The organism is Lentibacillus halophilus (genome assembly GCF_039522485.1).
GTDB lineage: Bacteria > Bacillota > Bacilli > Bacillales > Amphibacillaceae > Lentibacillus > Lentibacillus halophilus.
Map to the genome: position 1 here is coordinate 18,087 of NZ_BAAADM010000005.1, position 13,930 is coordinate 32,016.

15 protein-coding genes and 1 other annotated feature are annotated in these 13,930 nt (G+C 40.4%); of the genes, 1 reads left to right on the plus strand and 14 read right to left on the minus strand.

Annotated elements, in window-relative coordinates:
* Positions 1-395: 395 nt before the first annotated feature.
* The 7 genes from ABDZ72_RS00965 to infC all read right to left on the minus strand — a co-directional run bounded on the left by ABDZ72_RS00965 (position 396) and on the right by infC (position 4,285).
* Positions 396-1,481: a M42 family metallopeptidase gene (locus ABDZ72_RS00965; protein ID WP_343750573.1), complete on the minus strand. Its 1,086-nt coding sequence runs from the start codon at positions 1,479-1,481 to the stop codon at positions 396-398.
* 69 nt (positions 1,482-1,550) lie between these two features.
* Positions 1,551-2,036, minus strand: a complete 486-nt coding sequence (locus tag ABDZ72_RS00970; RefSeq protein WP_343750575.1) for a dUTP diphosphatase — start codon at positions 2,034-2,036, stop codon at positions 1,551-1,553.
* A 99-nt stretch (positions 2,037-2,135) separates the two neighbouring features.
* Positions 2,136-2,708, minus strand: a complete 573-nt coding sequence (locus ABDZ72_RS00975; RefSeq protein WP_343750577.1) for a TVP38/TMEM64 family protein — start codon at positions 2,706-2,708, stop codon at positions 2,136-2,138.
* Positions 2,709-2,775: 67 nt separating this feature from the next.
* Entirely contained in the window at positions 2,776-3,051 is a 276-nt protein-coding gene (locus ABDZ72_RS00980; RefSeq protein WP_343750578.1) for a DUF1294 domain-containing protein, read from the minus strand.
* Positions 3,052-3,142: 91 nt separating this feature from the next.
* Complete coding sequence (rplT, locus tag ABDZ72_RS00985) at positions 3,143-3,499, minus strand: 50S ribosomal protein L20 (protein WP_343750579.1); 357 nt, start codon at positions 3,497-3,499, stop codon at positions 3,143-3,145.
* Between the two features lie 61 nt (positions 3,500-3,560).
* On the minus strand, positions 3,561-3,755 hold the full coding sequence (gene rpmI, locus ABDZ72_RS00990; RefSeq protein WP_343750580.1) for a 50S ribosomal protein L35: 195 nt from the start codon (positions 3,753-3,755) through the stop codon (positions 3,561-3,563).
* A 26-nt stretch (positions 3,756-3,781) separates the two neighbouring features.
* Positions 3,782-4,285, minus strand: a complete 504-nt coding sequence (infC, locus tag ABDZ72_RS00995; protein WP_343750691.1) for a translation initiation factor IF-3 — start codon at positions 4,283-4,285, stop codon at positions 3,782-3,784.
* A gap of 70 nt (positions 4,286-4,355) precedes the next feature.
* Positions 4,356-4,481, minus strand: a sequence feature (ribosomal protein L20 leader region).
* A 219-nt stretch (positions 4,482-4,700) separates the two neighbouring features.
* On the opposite strand from infC, the gene ABDZ72_RS01000 reads away from it, so the two are divergent.
* Positions 4,701-5,963 (plus strand): M20 family metallo-hydrolase, encoded by a 1,263-nt coding sequence (locus tag ABDZ72_RS01000; protein WP_343750581.1) that lies wholly within the window; start codon positions 4,701-4,703, stop codon positions 5,961-5,963.
* Positions 5,964-6,151: 188 nt separating this feature from the next.
* Here the strand turns inward: ABDZ72_RS01000 and ABDZ72_RS01005 are convergent, their stop codons facing one another.
* The 7 genes from ABDZ72_RS01005 to ABDZ72_RS01035 form a co-directional block, all read right to left on the minus strand.
* A complete protein-coding gene (locus ABDZ72_RS01005) occupies positions 6,152-7,540 on the minus strand; it encodes an APC family permease (protein ID WP_343750582.1) in 1,389 nt (462 codons plus the stop codon).
* A 547-nt stretch (positions 7,541-8,087) separates the two neighbouring features.
* Entirely contained in the window at positions 8,088-8,774 is a 687-nt protein-coding gene (locus ABDZ72_RS01010) for a DUF1028 domain-containing protein (protein ID WP_343750583.1), read from the minus strand.
* A gap of 49 nt (positions 8,775-8,823) precedes the next feature.
* Positions 8,824-9,255 carry a RidA family protein gene (locus tag ABDZ72_RS01015; RefSeq protein WP_343750585.1) on the minus strand — a complete coding sequence of 144 codons (432 nt, stop codon included), beginning with the start codon at positions 9,253-9,255 and terminating at the stop codon, positions 8,824-8,826.
* 71 nt (positions 9,256-9,326) lie between these two features.
* A complete protein-coding gene (locus ABDZ72_RS01020; RefSeq protein ID WP_343750586.1) occupies positions 9,327-9,872 on the minus strand; it encodes an FAD synthetase family protein in 546 nt (181 codons plus the stop codon).
* Between the two features lie 38 nt (positions 9,873-9,910).
* Complete coding sequence (locus tag ABDZ72_RS01025; RefSeq protein ID WP_343750587.1) at positions 9,911-11,383, minus strand: 4-hydroxyphenylacetate 3-hydroxylase family protein; 1,473 nt, start codon at positions 11,381-11,383, stop codon at positions 9,911-9,913.
* A gap of 45 nt (positions 11,384-11,428) precedes the next feature.
* Positions 11,429-12,610 carry a flavin reductase gene (locus ABDZ72_RS01030; protein WP_343750588.1) on the minus strand — a complete coding sequence of 394 codons (1,182 nt, stop codon included), beginning with the start codon at positions 12,608-12,610 and terminating at the stop codon, positions 11,429-11,431.
* Between the two features lie 146 nt (positions 12,611-12,756).
* The coding region (locus ABDZ72_RS01035; protein ID WP_343750589.1) for an aspartate ammonia-lyase at positions 12,757-13,930 on the minus strand (1,174 nt) is incomplete at its 5' end.

The following is a 13,930-nucleotide window of genomic DNA, read 5'->3' on the forward strand; positions in this document are numbered from 1 at the left end:
CGCTCCGGAAAAACACTACGCTTTCACCTTGCCAGGCACAAGCGCGACATCTGTTCAAGCTTCCTTTGGTCGCTTTCACAGTGTCTTCTTTGCCGCGGGCGCTGATAAGCCTCCTCGTGCTCGTCGCGTTGCAAGCTTATTCGTCGAAGCCTACGCATGGAAGCTTTGCTTTGTGCTTATCGCACTGTGGGGTCTTATCTAGGCTTTTCATCCCGCAGGAGTCTTCGTGTTTTTCCTACGCTAAACGAAAAATCCGAACTTATTCAATTTTTTTCGAATAATAGTTCGGGTTTTTATTTAACTAAACGTCTCTTGTCCCAGCTCCTTTTTTAAGTTCTGATAGAACGTTAGCATGTGAAATAGTTAGTGATTGTCACATGCTAACGGAATATTGTTTAACCCAGTTTTATTTCCTTCACCTTATCATTGTCGAGCTTTTTAATGGTCTCAACTACCAATTTCACCGCATTTTCGAAATCATCACGATGCAGAATCGCTGCATGCGAGTGAATGTAGCGGGTCGCGATGGTGATAGATAATGATGGGACGCCATCTGCCGTTAAATGAATGGATCCTGAATCCGTACCGCCACGAGCTAACGATGCGTACTGATATGGTATGTGTTTTTCATCGGCTGTATCAACGACCAAATCACGGACACCCTTACTCGGAACCATCGATGCATCATAAATGATAATTTGCGGACCTTTCCCAAGTTTGCTATCCGCTTCCTTATCCGAAACACCAGGCATATCCCCTGCAATACCGACATCCACGCCAAAGCCGATATCCGGTTTAATGGCATGAGCGGATGTGCGTGCACCGCGGAGACCGACTTCCTCCTGAATAGTGCCGACACCATAAACAGTATTTGGATGATCTTCCTCTCGCAACTGTTTCAGCACTTCAATCGCTATGGCACAACCAATCCGGTTATCCCATGCTTTTGCCATCAGCATTTTCTCGTTCATCATCTGTGTAAATTCAAAATAGGGGACAATTGAGTCACCAGGCCGTACACCAAATTCCTGCGCTTCCTCTTTGTCCGCCGCACCTATGTCTATGAACATGTCCTCTATTTTAACTGGTTTTTTGCGTTCTTCACTGGAGAGAACATGCGGTGGTTTAGAACCAATAAGACCCGTAACATCCCCTTTAGCAGTCATGATGGTGACACGCTGAGCGAGCATAACCTGGCTCCACCAGCCGCCAACGGTCTGGAAGTAAACAAATCCGTTATCATCGATTCGGGTCACCATAAAACCTACTTCGTCCAAATGACCGGCCACCATAATTTTCGGTCCATCGATTTTTCCGGTTTTCTTTGCAACCAAACTTCCAAGGTTGTCCGTATACATGTCATCGGCATACGGGGCAATATATGTTTCCATCACGTCCCTTGGTTCTTTTTCATTGCCTGGAATTCCTCTAGCATCGGTCAAATCTTTCAGCATCGTATTGGTTTCATCTAAATTCGCCATATGCAAACCTCCTCATAGTATCCTCTTACATTATAACGCTTTCAGCGGCAATGACAAGCAGTGCCCCTACTAGTATCCCTCATCTTGACGCTGATAATTAATATTATTTTTTTCCCGGTACGCACCAATGATGGCCTGTTCATCAAATCCAAGCAATTCCCCAAGCCTTACATACTCGCCAAACAATTCCTGATAATGCTGTTCGGATGGATGATGGTAAAAAGCATTACATGCATCATAAACGCGGATAAATTGCTCGAGTTCGTTAGGAGACTCGGTGTTAATCGTACCCGGTTCATTTCGATAGCCTTTTTCCAGCCCTAATGAAAGGATGAAATGAATACCATCAACATATTCCTCTAAAATGATGGACTGTTCATTCCTTGATTTCGTACTCCAAAATTTGAAGCAACGTGTCTCATTGGCCAATTCTCCTAATTCGGTCAACAGAGCGAGATACTTTTTATGAAACAAATCCTCTTTTTGTAAGTAGTGCTGCGATGCAATATATTCATCCAATTGATTTTGCATAACATATAACGATGACCATTCCATGGCATATTCCTCATTTCTCTTTTTCTTCATTTTAACATGTTGTCTCTGTCCGCGTGAAAAAATCATGCACACCCGTATGGACGGATGTGCATTGTGCATTTATGTGCTGACTTGAAAAAAATCATCCCATTTAATAATCATTTCTTTTCTTCGCAGGAAATAGATAAAAGGTAAGAGAGCGAACAAAAACAAGAGGGTATGAAAAGGGGACAATTGTGACATCCATTGTCCGACAGAGGTATAAATAAATGCTAATGGTATGTTGGTCAGAAGTGACGATTTGGTATAGTCACGGAAGTTTGTCGAAATCTCAATAAGACACAAAGACAATAAATGAAAATGGATAAAGGGAACAAGCCGCAGTATCGCAATTTGAGACGTCGTAAAAGCGGCATGACTGCCAACGAGACGCTGTTTCAATCCGCTAAATTTTGCAAAGGTTCGGGGCATCCGATGAACAAGTCCGTAAAACATCATGCTAGACAGCGTTATGCCTATAACTGAATACAGTGTTCCAGCTGCTGGTCCAAAAAGAATGCCGCCTGAAATACATATGAATACAACCGGCAAGAAAAAAAGCGGCCGCAACAAATGAAAACTGATAAATAAGACCGGTGCGAACAGACCGCCATTTTCAATAAATACCAGCAAATAATTTCCAAAAGGCTCCATATCTTCCCTCCTACATATTGTTCTGTTTTCCAACCATCGCTATATCCATATGACAATAGACGAGCCTTTATGACAGAAATGCCACAGCGAGGAGAAAAGCTCCTTGCAGAATAATCAGCATAGGAATACCAATGGTGAACGACCAGTGTTTCGTTTTATGACGATACTGTTTCATTCCTAAAAACGTGCCGATCGCACCACCAAAAATCGAAATCATCCAAAACGTCCGCTCCGATATGCGCCAGGCATGTTTTTTTGCCTTTCGTTTATCAATTGCCATTAATAAAAATGAAACAATGTTGACACCTATTATAGACCATATAATCAGGCTTGTATTATCCACTCCGATATTCCCCTTTCAAATAAAAAAAGAGCCAAACCCGTTTAAAGGATTTGACCTCTTTTGACGCTGGAGAGAAACGCGAAAAATGATCTTATTTTAATGCCGCTTTTGCCTGATCAGCGAGTTGAGCAAACGCTTGCTCATCATTGACGGCCAAATCGGACAGCATTTTACGGTTAACATCCACACCGGCCTGTTTAAGCCCGTGCATCATTCGGCTGTATGAAAGATCATTCATGCGTGCTGCAGCATTGATGCGTGCAATCCAGAGTTTGCGGAAATTGCGTTTTTTCTGCCTGCGGTCACGATAAGCATATTGACCGGATTTCATCACTTGTTGTTTTGCTTGTTTAAATAACGTCCGTTTCGAACCATAATATCCTTTTGCCAGTTTTAATACGCGTTTGCGACGCTGTCGTGTTACTGGTCCACCTTTTACACGTGGCATAGTCAATCCCTCCTGAGTACTATTAAATAGTCGTTTTTATGCAAAATCAGTTCAATGCTTATTAATAAGGAAGCATTGTTTTAATACGTCTGAAGTCACCTTTGGAAACAGTCGTTGTTTTACGCAGGTTGCGCTTCTGTTTTGGTGATTTATTCGCAAACAAGTGGCTTGTGTACGCATGTCCGCGTTTTAATTTACCTGTGCCTGTTTTGCTGAATCGTTTCTGTGAACCTTTATGAGATTTCATTTTTGGCATACTGGTATCCTCCTTGTGCCTAAGCTTTATTTTTCTTTAATTGGTGCAAGCATCATAAACATATTGCGGCCTTCCATCTTCGGCTTGGACTCAACTGTTGCTACATCATTTGTTTCATTTGCCATACGGTTGAGTACTTCGCGCCCAAGGTCTTTGTGTGTGATGGCACGTCCCCGGAAACGGACCGATGCCTTCACCTTATCACCCTTGGACAAAAACTTCCTGGCGTTGTTCAATTTGGTTTTGAAATCATGTTCGCCAATTCCGGGAGTGAAACGCACTTCTTTAACATTAATGACTTTTTGGTTTTTGCGTGCTTCCTTTTCTTTCTTTTGTTGCTCATAACGGTATTTCCCGTAATTCATAATCCGGCATACTGGTGGTTTAGCGTTCGGTGCCACCATAACTAGATCAAGGTTCTGCGTTTGAGCAACATCGAGCGCTTCGTTCCGTGATTTCACTCCCAGCTGATCGCCGTTCGAATCGATCAGACGCACCTCTTTGGCACGAATTTTTTCATTGACGTTCATTTCTTTGCTAATTCCCAGCCACCTCCATTTTTGGTTTGGTTGATCCGTCATTGACAAGTGGTCCTTCTATCCAAACAAAAACGTGCGGGCACACTATGCACCCACACGTATCCGTCGTTTGCTTTAAAGTAGGAAAACCAGTCAACAGCATCTTATGCGTCAATCAGGTGAGAAGCGGGTGCTTCTGCTTGTCTCAGATCATATAAAGTTTAACTTTTAAAGTGTAGCATGGTCCACGTTTTTTGTCAACATCCAGAACCGCATGACATTTAACATTCGATAAGCGTGTATCATTAGTGCAATTGATCTAAAATAACTTGTAATTCAGACAATTTTTCATTATAATTTTATTTAAGGAACATATAAGGATTAATTCCATAAATTAATTTTATAGCCTAATAAAGGAGTGATATAATTGACCTTATCCAAATTACACGGAATTGATATTGATCGATTAATGAGCAACATAGAAGACTACGCTCAATATGGGAAAAATGAATATGGCGGAATTACGCGCCCTAGTTTTTCAGAAGAGGATAAAAAAGTCAGGAATAAATTTATTAATGAACTAAAGGATTTAGGTTTGGAAATTACCGTGGATGGAGCTGCCAACATATGGGCCAGAAAAAAAGGAACCGGCATGAAAACAGGAGCCATTGTCGTGGGTTCTCACCTTGACTCTGTTCCAAATGGAGGAAAATTTGATGGCCCTTTAGGTGTTTTAATGGCCAAAGAATTACTCATTTCATTGGAAGAACACAATATACAGTTAGACCATGATTTAGAGATTGTAAGCTTCACAGCGGAAGAATCCAATGATTTCAATCTATCGACATTTGGAAGTCGTTCATTTACAGGAAAACTGCCTCTTGAAAAATTGAAAGATGTAACGGACAGCACAGGTACAAAACTGACAGATGCATTGTTGGAAGTGGACGGAAATCTGGATTCTTATCCGGAAATGTACCGCCAATATGAGGACAAAAAAGCATTTTTCGAACTTCATATCGAACAGGGCAAACGTCTGGAAAGTCAAAATATCTCTGTTGCATCCGTTGACCGTATGGCTGGCGTTTATAGGAATAACATTAAATTAATAGGAGAATCAAATCATTCAGGCACGACAACAATGGATTCACGTACCGACGCTCTAACGGCTGCCTCCGAAATGATTCTTCAAGTGGAAAACGTCTGCCAGGAACATAAGAACGATGTCGTCGGTACCGTTGGAAAGGCAAATGTTTATCCGAATGCCACCAATATTGTCCCTGGAGAAGTTGAATTCTTATTTGAAGTCCGCGGTCAAACCAATAAAGAAATGTTTCACTACGTCATATCGGAAATTCTGTCGCAGTGCAAAGACATTGCAAGCAAGCGAGGTATTACAATGGAAGAGGATGTTATTATTAACCAGGATCCGATTCCGCTTGACAACGATTTGATCGATGTTCTCAATCAATCGGCCGAACAAGTTAATGAACCTCACTTAACATTAACAAGCATGGCTGTACACGATGCAGCGCATATGTCATCGGTCACGAAATCCGTTATGCTTTTTGTTAAAAGTATCGATGGCAAAAGTCACTGTCCTGAGGAATACACCAGACCGGATGATATAGAGGCTGCCGGAAAGGTTCTATTACAGTCGCTTATCAGTGCAGATGCTAAATTATCCTGACTGCATACATGAAATCATATCGGCAAATTTGATTACAACATCTACTTTATTGACTTTTTAGAATAATTCCTGTCAACGTATCTAGAAGCGTAAATAATTTTAAGATACGGAGACAGGAATTACTTAATTTTCTATCTAGTTAACGGACATTTTGCCACTCAGATGATGTATACGTATAATTGTGTGCTTTATGCAGTTTCATCTTCATTGTGTGGGTCATTTGTTATTTTTTCTAAAGATACCGTCTCAAATAATGATTTTTTCATCTTAAACTTTACCCACCAAGCAGCAAAAATAACGGTTATCCCTAAGAATATTAACGAATATTTATATATTTGTCTCGCTTCATCAGGATCTGGACTCATATTAAACATTACATAAATCATCCCTAACAGCCCTAATATCTGAAACGTTATACCAAATGGGGATTTAAATCCTCTTTTAACATCAGGATATTTAAATCTTAAAATCATAACATCTATATGAGCTATACAGTACGTCACTAACCAACAAAAACAACCAGCTAAAATAAGTATACCGACCGTTTCGCCATTGGCAGTTCCGGATAATACTAAAATCAGAAAAAGCGCACTTAAAAATACGACACCTACCCAAGGTGCTCCGAACCTATTCAAACTTCCAAAAACTTTAGGTAATTGACCTCGTTGTCCCATTCCATACAGCATTCGGGCAACTGAACCGATAATTGTATTCATTGTACTTGCTGTTGCAAAAATAGCAGCTACACCCATCCATATTTGTCCCGTTCTCCCTAACATGGCACTTGCAGCCTCAACGTGAGGAGATGCTGAATTTGCCAATATATCAAGCGATACAAACTTTATTGAAGCAAGTCCAAATAACATATTCGCAATAAATATAACGGTTAATCCGATTCCTATCGCTATAGGAATCGTAAAATTAGGTCTTTTAGTTTCTTCAGCCATTGGTGTGATAAATTCAATACCTATAAAAAGCCAAATAGCAAGTGCGGTTAATCCTAGAACACCCCACCCAGTCTCACTTGCCATATTCATTGAATACTGTACCGGTTCTCCCGGAAGTTCAATTCCAGAGATACCTAATATTCCAAGAATAACAGTTGATCCTATTAAGAGGGTTGTTAATGCTACTTGGAATGAACTAAACGCCTTTACTCCAAGCACGTTGATTAACGCAATAATCACTGTTATCGTAACTGATACAATTACGGGATCAAGTCCCGGCGCAAAAACATCAGTAAAAATGATTCCTGCAACAGCAGCTTCGGCAGCACCAGAAAAAATACTAACTAAAACATACCCGCTAATGACAGCAATTATTCCTACAAAAGGACCCATAGCAGGTAATGTATAATGATTGATCCCCCCAGCTACGGGCATAATACTCGATAGTTCTGTAAAGGAAGCATAAGCAAATACCATAAGAATTAATGCTGCTAACATGGCAAATATAAAGCCTGTTCCTCCTGCTCCAAATCCCTGTCCAAGCGAAACTAATGCGCTTGAACTGACAACAATGCCTACTCCAATAGCCGTTGCTCCCCATAAGCCTATTGTTCGTTTTAATTGGCTCATTTTGTACCTCCTGACTAAAATTATAAATCATCGACATAACAAACTTGACTTCAAGGCATAGCTTTTATTTCTTTATTATCTATTGAGTTCCAAAAGTATGAGAAGTGAATATCCCGACAGCATTTCCGAAAGATAAAATCTCACTAAATTGAAAGCGGTGTCATTTTGCTTAAAACAACATTAAGAAATAATTCTGATGATCATTAACTTATAAAACCTCCTCTTTTTTACTATACTATTGGAATAATTCCTTAATGATTCCTTATTTCAGATTGTATACATCTTTCTTATAATTGTCAATAAAAATTGTAATTTTTTAAATTTATTAAAAACTATTTAACGGCAATTTCAAAATTTTGGACAAGAAAACCTCGACAGTGGTGCATCGCACGAAAAAGCGGGGTTTCTTTTTGAGGTTAGTGCCGGATAAGTGGAGTGCCGAGGTTCAATACTGATTATATTGTTTTCATTCTAATTACCATTCATTTTTTTATAATCAACGATCGATCCCAAGCAGCATGCTGCTTGGGATCGATCAAGAGAAACGCTATTCATCGCCTTTAACACCATAAGATGGCGCTTTTACAGGGTTAAGTGCTCTAACTTTGTAATCTTCAGCTTGTGGCTTATAAATTTCCCATAAGTTCTTTAAGTCATTAAGTGGATCCTCACTATAATCCACTCGCAAATCCACATATGGAAATGGGACATCTTTATACACAAGGAGCGCAATGGAATGCTCTTGATCCAATTCTCCTCCCATCTCAAAACCGGTATCGATTGCTGAAATCAACCGTTCAGACAAGGAAAGATTGTTTTCTTGCAGAAATTTTTCTCCCATAGCCTGTGGGATATCCGGGTCTTTCAATAAATTTCCGATACTGGCGACATTATCTGAGCAAAATTCTCCCGATACACCCAGTGCTTTGTCACCGGTGAAAACGGCAGATTCACCGTTTTTATCAACGACCGCGAGCTGACGGTATTCTGGGTAATCACTTGCTTCTTTCATTGTCCGAATTGCTGCGTCCGCATTATATCCTTGTTCCATTGCTGTAAGACCAACAGTGGCAAGTCTTGGATCCGTTACATTCTGGGGAAGAATAACGCCCACATCGTTTTTCCCCCAAGCACATCTAGAGCCAACAGCTGGGCTGCTCGATGTTACAATGACTCCCAATGCTCCAGTTTCCGGACACCGGCCTGCAACGGAAAACGTATTCGTAGCTTCCATTCCACAATTCCCTCCATAGATTCAGTAGTAAAATTTATAAGATAATTGGTTATTCATCATCACTTATTACGGCTTCCACATCGATTTCCATCAACATTTCCGGTACCGCAAGACCATTTACAATCAAACCTGTACTGCACGGATAAACATCTTCAAAATGTTCAGCTATGACAGGATAAACCTTGCTTCTATCATCGCGACTGAGAAGATAAACAGTCATTTTGCAGATATCATTAACAGTACCGCCAGCTTCTTCAATTAATTGCTTAACACAGTGGCATGCATTATCCGCTTGCTTGGCTACATCACCTTTACCATGAAAATTGCCTTCAAAATCAAAACCGGTTTGACCTCGCAAGAAAATTCTGTTGCCAGCTTTTACGGCCATACTTAATTCATTATCGATGTGATGTTCAGGCTTCCCCAAATCACTAGGATAATAGTTTTTGGTTTTAAACGTTCTGATTCGTTCAATCTTCATTATTAAAATCTCCTTTTTATGTTATATTCGGACATTGTTTATTAGATTTCTATGAATCAAATAAGTAACAACTATGAACCTGTACGGTCCAGAGATAACAACAACAGTTGTTGTGCATCTTTAATTTGATTATTTAAGAGGAGAGTACGAATGCGTGTTGAAGAAATGACTTCGCCTTCATCGCAATGAATCGGTTCAAAAACCTCAACTGAAAAGTACTCTTTCAGTGTGTTTATATCTCCATTCCGATCCCTGCCGAACCGGAAATCAGGGCCTTCCCATATTTCTATTGGATTTAACTCTTTCAATTCATTTATAAACATATCTGTACCTCTTGATAAAAAAGCCGCATCAAAAGACGCTGTGATAACGTGATCCACACCTAATTTCTCCAGCTTTTTCAATTTCTCCGATAAAGGTGTAAGGAGTATTGCATGCTGAAAATAAACCTTAGGCGGAGGGTCGAATGTATATACAACCAACGGAACGTTATAAGCCTTCGCTTGCAAACGTGCATTTTTTATAAGCGTTTGATGACCGACATGCACGCCATCGAAAGCTCCAATGGTAACTAAGGATTCCGGCAATTGTAAGGTATCAGCACTATGGACTTTCATAAAACCACTCCCATCCTTTATCGGAAGAAAATTATTATTTACTTAGCATATTCTTTGCTGGAAAGGTTAGCACCTTTGCGCACCAATTCACGCTGTTTTTCCATATCAAAACTGTTATAAGCTGCCATATGCTGTGCAAACGGTGGACTTTGGGCAAACAGTTCAAACGTTGTACGATGGCCTGCATATGAAGAATTTAATAGATCACGAGCAAAATATAAGAGTTTTGCCCTTTCTTCTGGTGTCCATACTTCACCAGCATCTTCACCAACAGTATAATATTTGTCTATATACTCTTTCGTATCCGGATTTAACAGAGCTGCTGAGTCAGGCGTTATTGCCAATTGCCCACCTACCAGTTCGCGTGTTAAATGTTGCATAGCCGGAAAGTTTTGAATAGCATAAATACGACCTGTATAAAGCAGTGATTGATTTGGCATCATCAACCCACCTGGACTTTCTTCGGCGTTGCTGACGGCAGCCGTTAAATGGGCGTTAATTCCTTCACGATAGGTAATTAATTCTGAAAGCTTTTCTTTAACAGGCTGTATTTTCGTTAAGCCTGTTTGTTCTGCATTCAACAAAGCTGTACCGATTAAATAGTCCGCTCTGCGCAGAATCCGAAGTGTATAATTAAACGCTGAATAACGGTGCAGCGTGTTGCGGATATAACCGGCAGACTCCCGGGAACGATGGAATAATACATTATCCCAAGGAATGAGCACATCATCAAAAACTAATAGTGTATCAATTTCATCAAAATTGGTTGAAATAGGATAATCCGTTTCGTTTTTATCAACGCCAAAGGAACTGCGGCAAATATGCTTTAAACCAGGAGCACCCATGTCACAAATGAATCCGCAAGCAAATGGGGCCATGCTTTCTTCACTAGCTTGCCAATCAAGAATTGTTGGCTTAACAAATGCTTGGTGTGCATAAGCAGCTGCCGTTTCAAACTTAGCTCCTCTTACAACAATACCTTCATCATTTTCTTCCACTACATGAAGAAGCTTGCCGCCATCTTTTCCGCCAAAAAGTTTGCTCCGATCTCCTTTTGGATCCGTGTTAGCCGATACGTGAAATAAGTCTTCCCGTGCAACCCGGTCCACGTGATATTCTATATTTCTAGCAAATCTTGGATCAACATCATTCAATTGATCTTGTGCGTCATATAAAGACCACATCTCTCCGATGGTTTCATCACCCATACGGTAGACGACTCCACCTAAATCATCCAAAACCGTTTCAACATACGTACGAATCGCTTCTAAATCTTCTTTTGATGTGGGCAGCTTATATGCTCGGCAAATTTCTTCCCCATCCGGAAGTGTTGTTGTCATTTTATCTTTCAGTTCCGGTTTATGATTCAAATCATACATACGCGCCTTTGCGTCCACAATGGGCTTGAAAGAAGGATGTTCTGCAACATTCGTTATCTGTTCGCCATCAATGTACACTTCACGTCCATCATTAAGAGATTTTTTATATTCTTCGCCTGTCATCAAAGCCATTATTTTTCCTCCTTAGTATTTATAATTAACTTAAATATCATGTTTCTAGATATGGCCCCCGGCACTGTCAATCAAATAATGTCCTAAACGTTTAGCATTTTCCGTGTGTTGTTTAATAGCGCTTATAGCTTTTTCTTTATCGCCAGCTTCAAACGCTTCCACCAATGCAATATGATCATCAGCAAGACTGGTCAACTCATTGTGAGCCGTCTGATCATTGGCCAACAAAGCAGCACGTATGGCGCTGGCCATCACCTCTTCCGCTGTTACCTGACGATATGAGTTCAATAGCGTGGTGTTTTCGGCTATGGCTACTGTGAAATCATGAAAAGATTGGTTAGCCTCGGTGTATTGGTCAGCTGATAAAAATGAACCGTCGTTTTTCGGCAATGTGTCTTTCATGCGTTTTTTCAAATCATCAAGTTGCTGATCTGACAGATGACCCACCGTCTGCTCGACAGCAGCAATTTCCAAGGCTGATCGAGTATCCAGAGCCTCATTCAGTGTTTTGGTATCAAGTGGACTCACACGATAATGATCTTCTTCCATACGGTTAATAAGTCCATTTGATTCCAACCGTATCATTGCATAGTAAACGGCTTGACGTGGTACATCAAACTGATAAGCGAGATCATTAATGTTTAATGTTTGGTCTGGTTGAAAATTACGTTCAAGTACCATTTTGCGAATTTCCCTGAACACCCGTTCATCATTCGCATCTTGAAAATGTCCGAATTTACCACGGAAATAGGCCAGTGGCATCCCTTGTTCGGCTTGTGCATTCTGGACCTCCGCCAAAAATACAGAATGTGTTCCCCCTGTTACTTCTTCAGCCACACGGCATTCCAGATGTGCAAGTACATCGTTTAGTAAAGGCTCTCCCATTTCACCGTATGTGGTATCTACACCTTGGAATTTATCTGTATTGGCCCGCGCAAACTGTTTTGCCAATTCACTCTGATCTTCATGAAGAATGTTGACACCGAATTTTTTTGATTCAGAGATGGCATTACATGTTCCAGTCTGTTTATTAACACACACAATCAACATCGGTGGATCCATCGATAATGAAGCAACTGCACTCGCAGTAATACCAAAGTCCGTCTCATCTTTTCTGGTTGTAATAATTGTGACACCGCTTGCAAAATGCCCAATGACATCACGATATAGGTCACGATCTACAAATTGTTTTCCATTGGAATCAACTTCAGTAAATTCAGCACTCATGGAACCCTTCCTCCTTTTATTTAAGGATATTGTCTTTAAATGTTCCTTAATTACGATTCTAAATGGATTTCGAATATTTGTCAATATTGCAATACATTTTTTATTCACTATTAATTTATTTCAAACAATTAAACACGGTTATCATGTCAATCGTTATTATTAAGCAGTTGTTCGCCGGAAATTCCGGGATGTGTCATTTCATAAGGGTCTAAAATAAGGTCCAATTCCTCTTCATTCAAAACACCATATTTTAAACATAATTCACGGACTGATTGCCCATTATCTACTGCTTCTCTGGCTATACCGGCAGCCGTTTCATAACCGATATGAGGGTTAACAGCTGTAATGGTACCGACACTCTTTTCAACATAATCTTTTAATGTGACTTCATGAGCAGTAATTCCCGATAAACAGTAATCCGTAAATACTTGAAAGCCATTGTTCATCACACTGATTGATTGCAGCAGGTTAAAAACCAAAACAGGCTCCATAACATTTAATTCCAATTGCCCCGCTTCAGATGCTTGACAAATGGTATGATCATTCCCGATCACCTGAAATGCTACTTGATTTATAACTTCAGCCATCACAGGATTCACTTTTCCAGGCATAATCGACGAACCGGGTTGTCGTGACGGCAATGATATTTCACCTAATCCAGCCCGAGGACCGGAAGCCATAAGTCTTAAATCATTCGTTACTTTCGACATGTTCATCATGCAAACTTTTAATGCAGCCGAAACTTCCGTATACGCATCTGTATTTTGCGTAGCGTCCACAAGATGTTCAGCACCACTCAGAGGAAATCCACTTATATCTGCCAAGTTCCTTACAACACTTTCGATATAATCCGGATCAGCGTTCAACCCAGTTCCAACAGCTGTTGCACCCATGTTCACTTCATATAAATGTTGACGTGAATCTTGAATGCGTTTGATATCACGCTGCAGAGCCCGGCTATATGCTTGAAATTCTTGGCCAAGCCGAATTGGAACAGCATCTTGCAGGTGTGTTCGTCCCATTTTTATAACAGAATCAAATTCTTCCGCTTTCTTATTTAGCACCTCATGCATGGATGTCATAGTTTCCAACAATTGTTCCAAGAGGGACAATGCTGCAATGTGAATGGATGTTGGAAATACATCATTCGTTGATTGAGACATATTGACATGGCTGTTTGGACTTAAATAGTCATAATTCCCTTTTTCATTACCGAGTAACTCAAGTGTCCGATTAGCAATGACCTCATTTGCATTCATATTCAGTGACGTTCCTGCCCCACCCTGGATCGGGTCAACAAGAAACTGGTCATGCCATTTT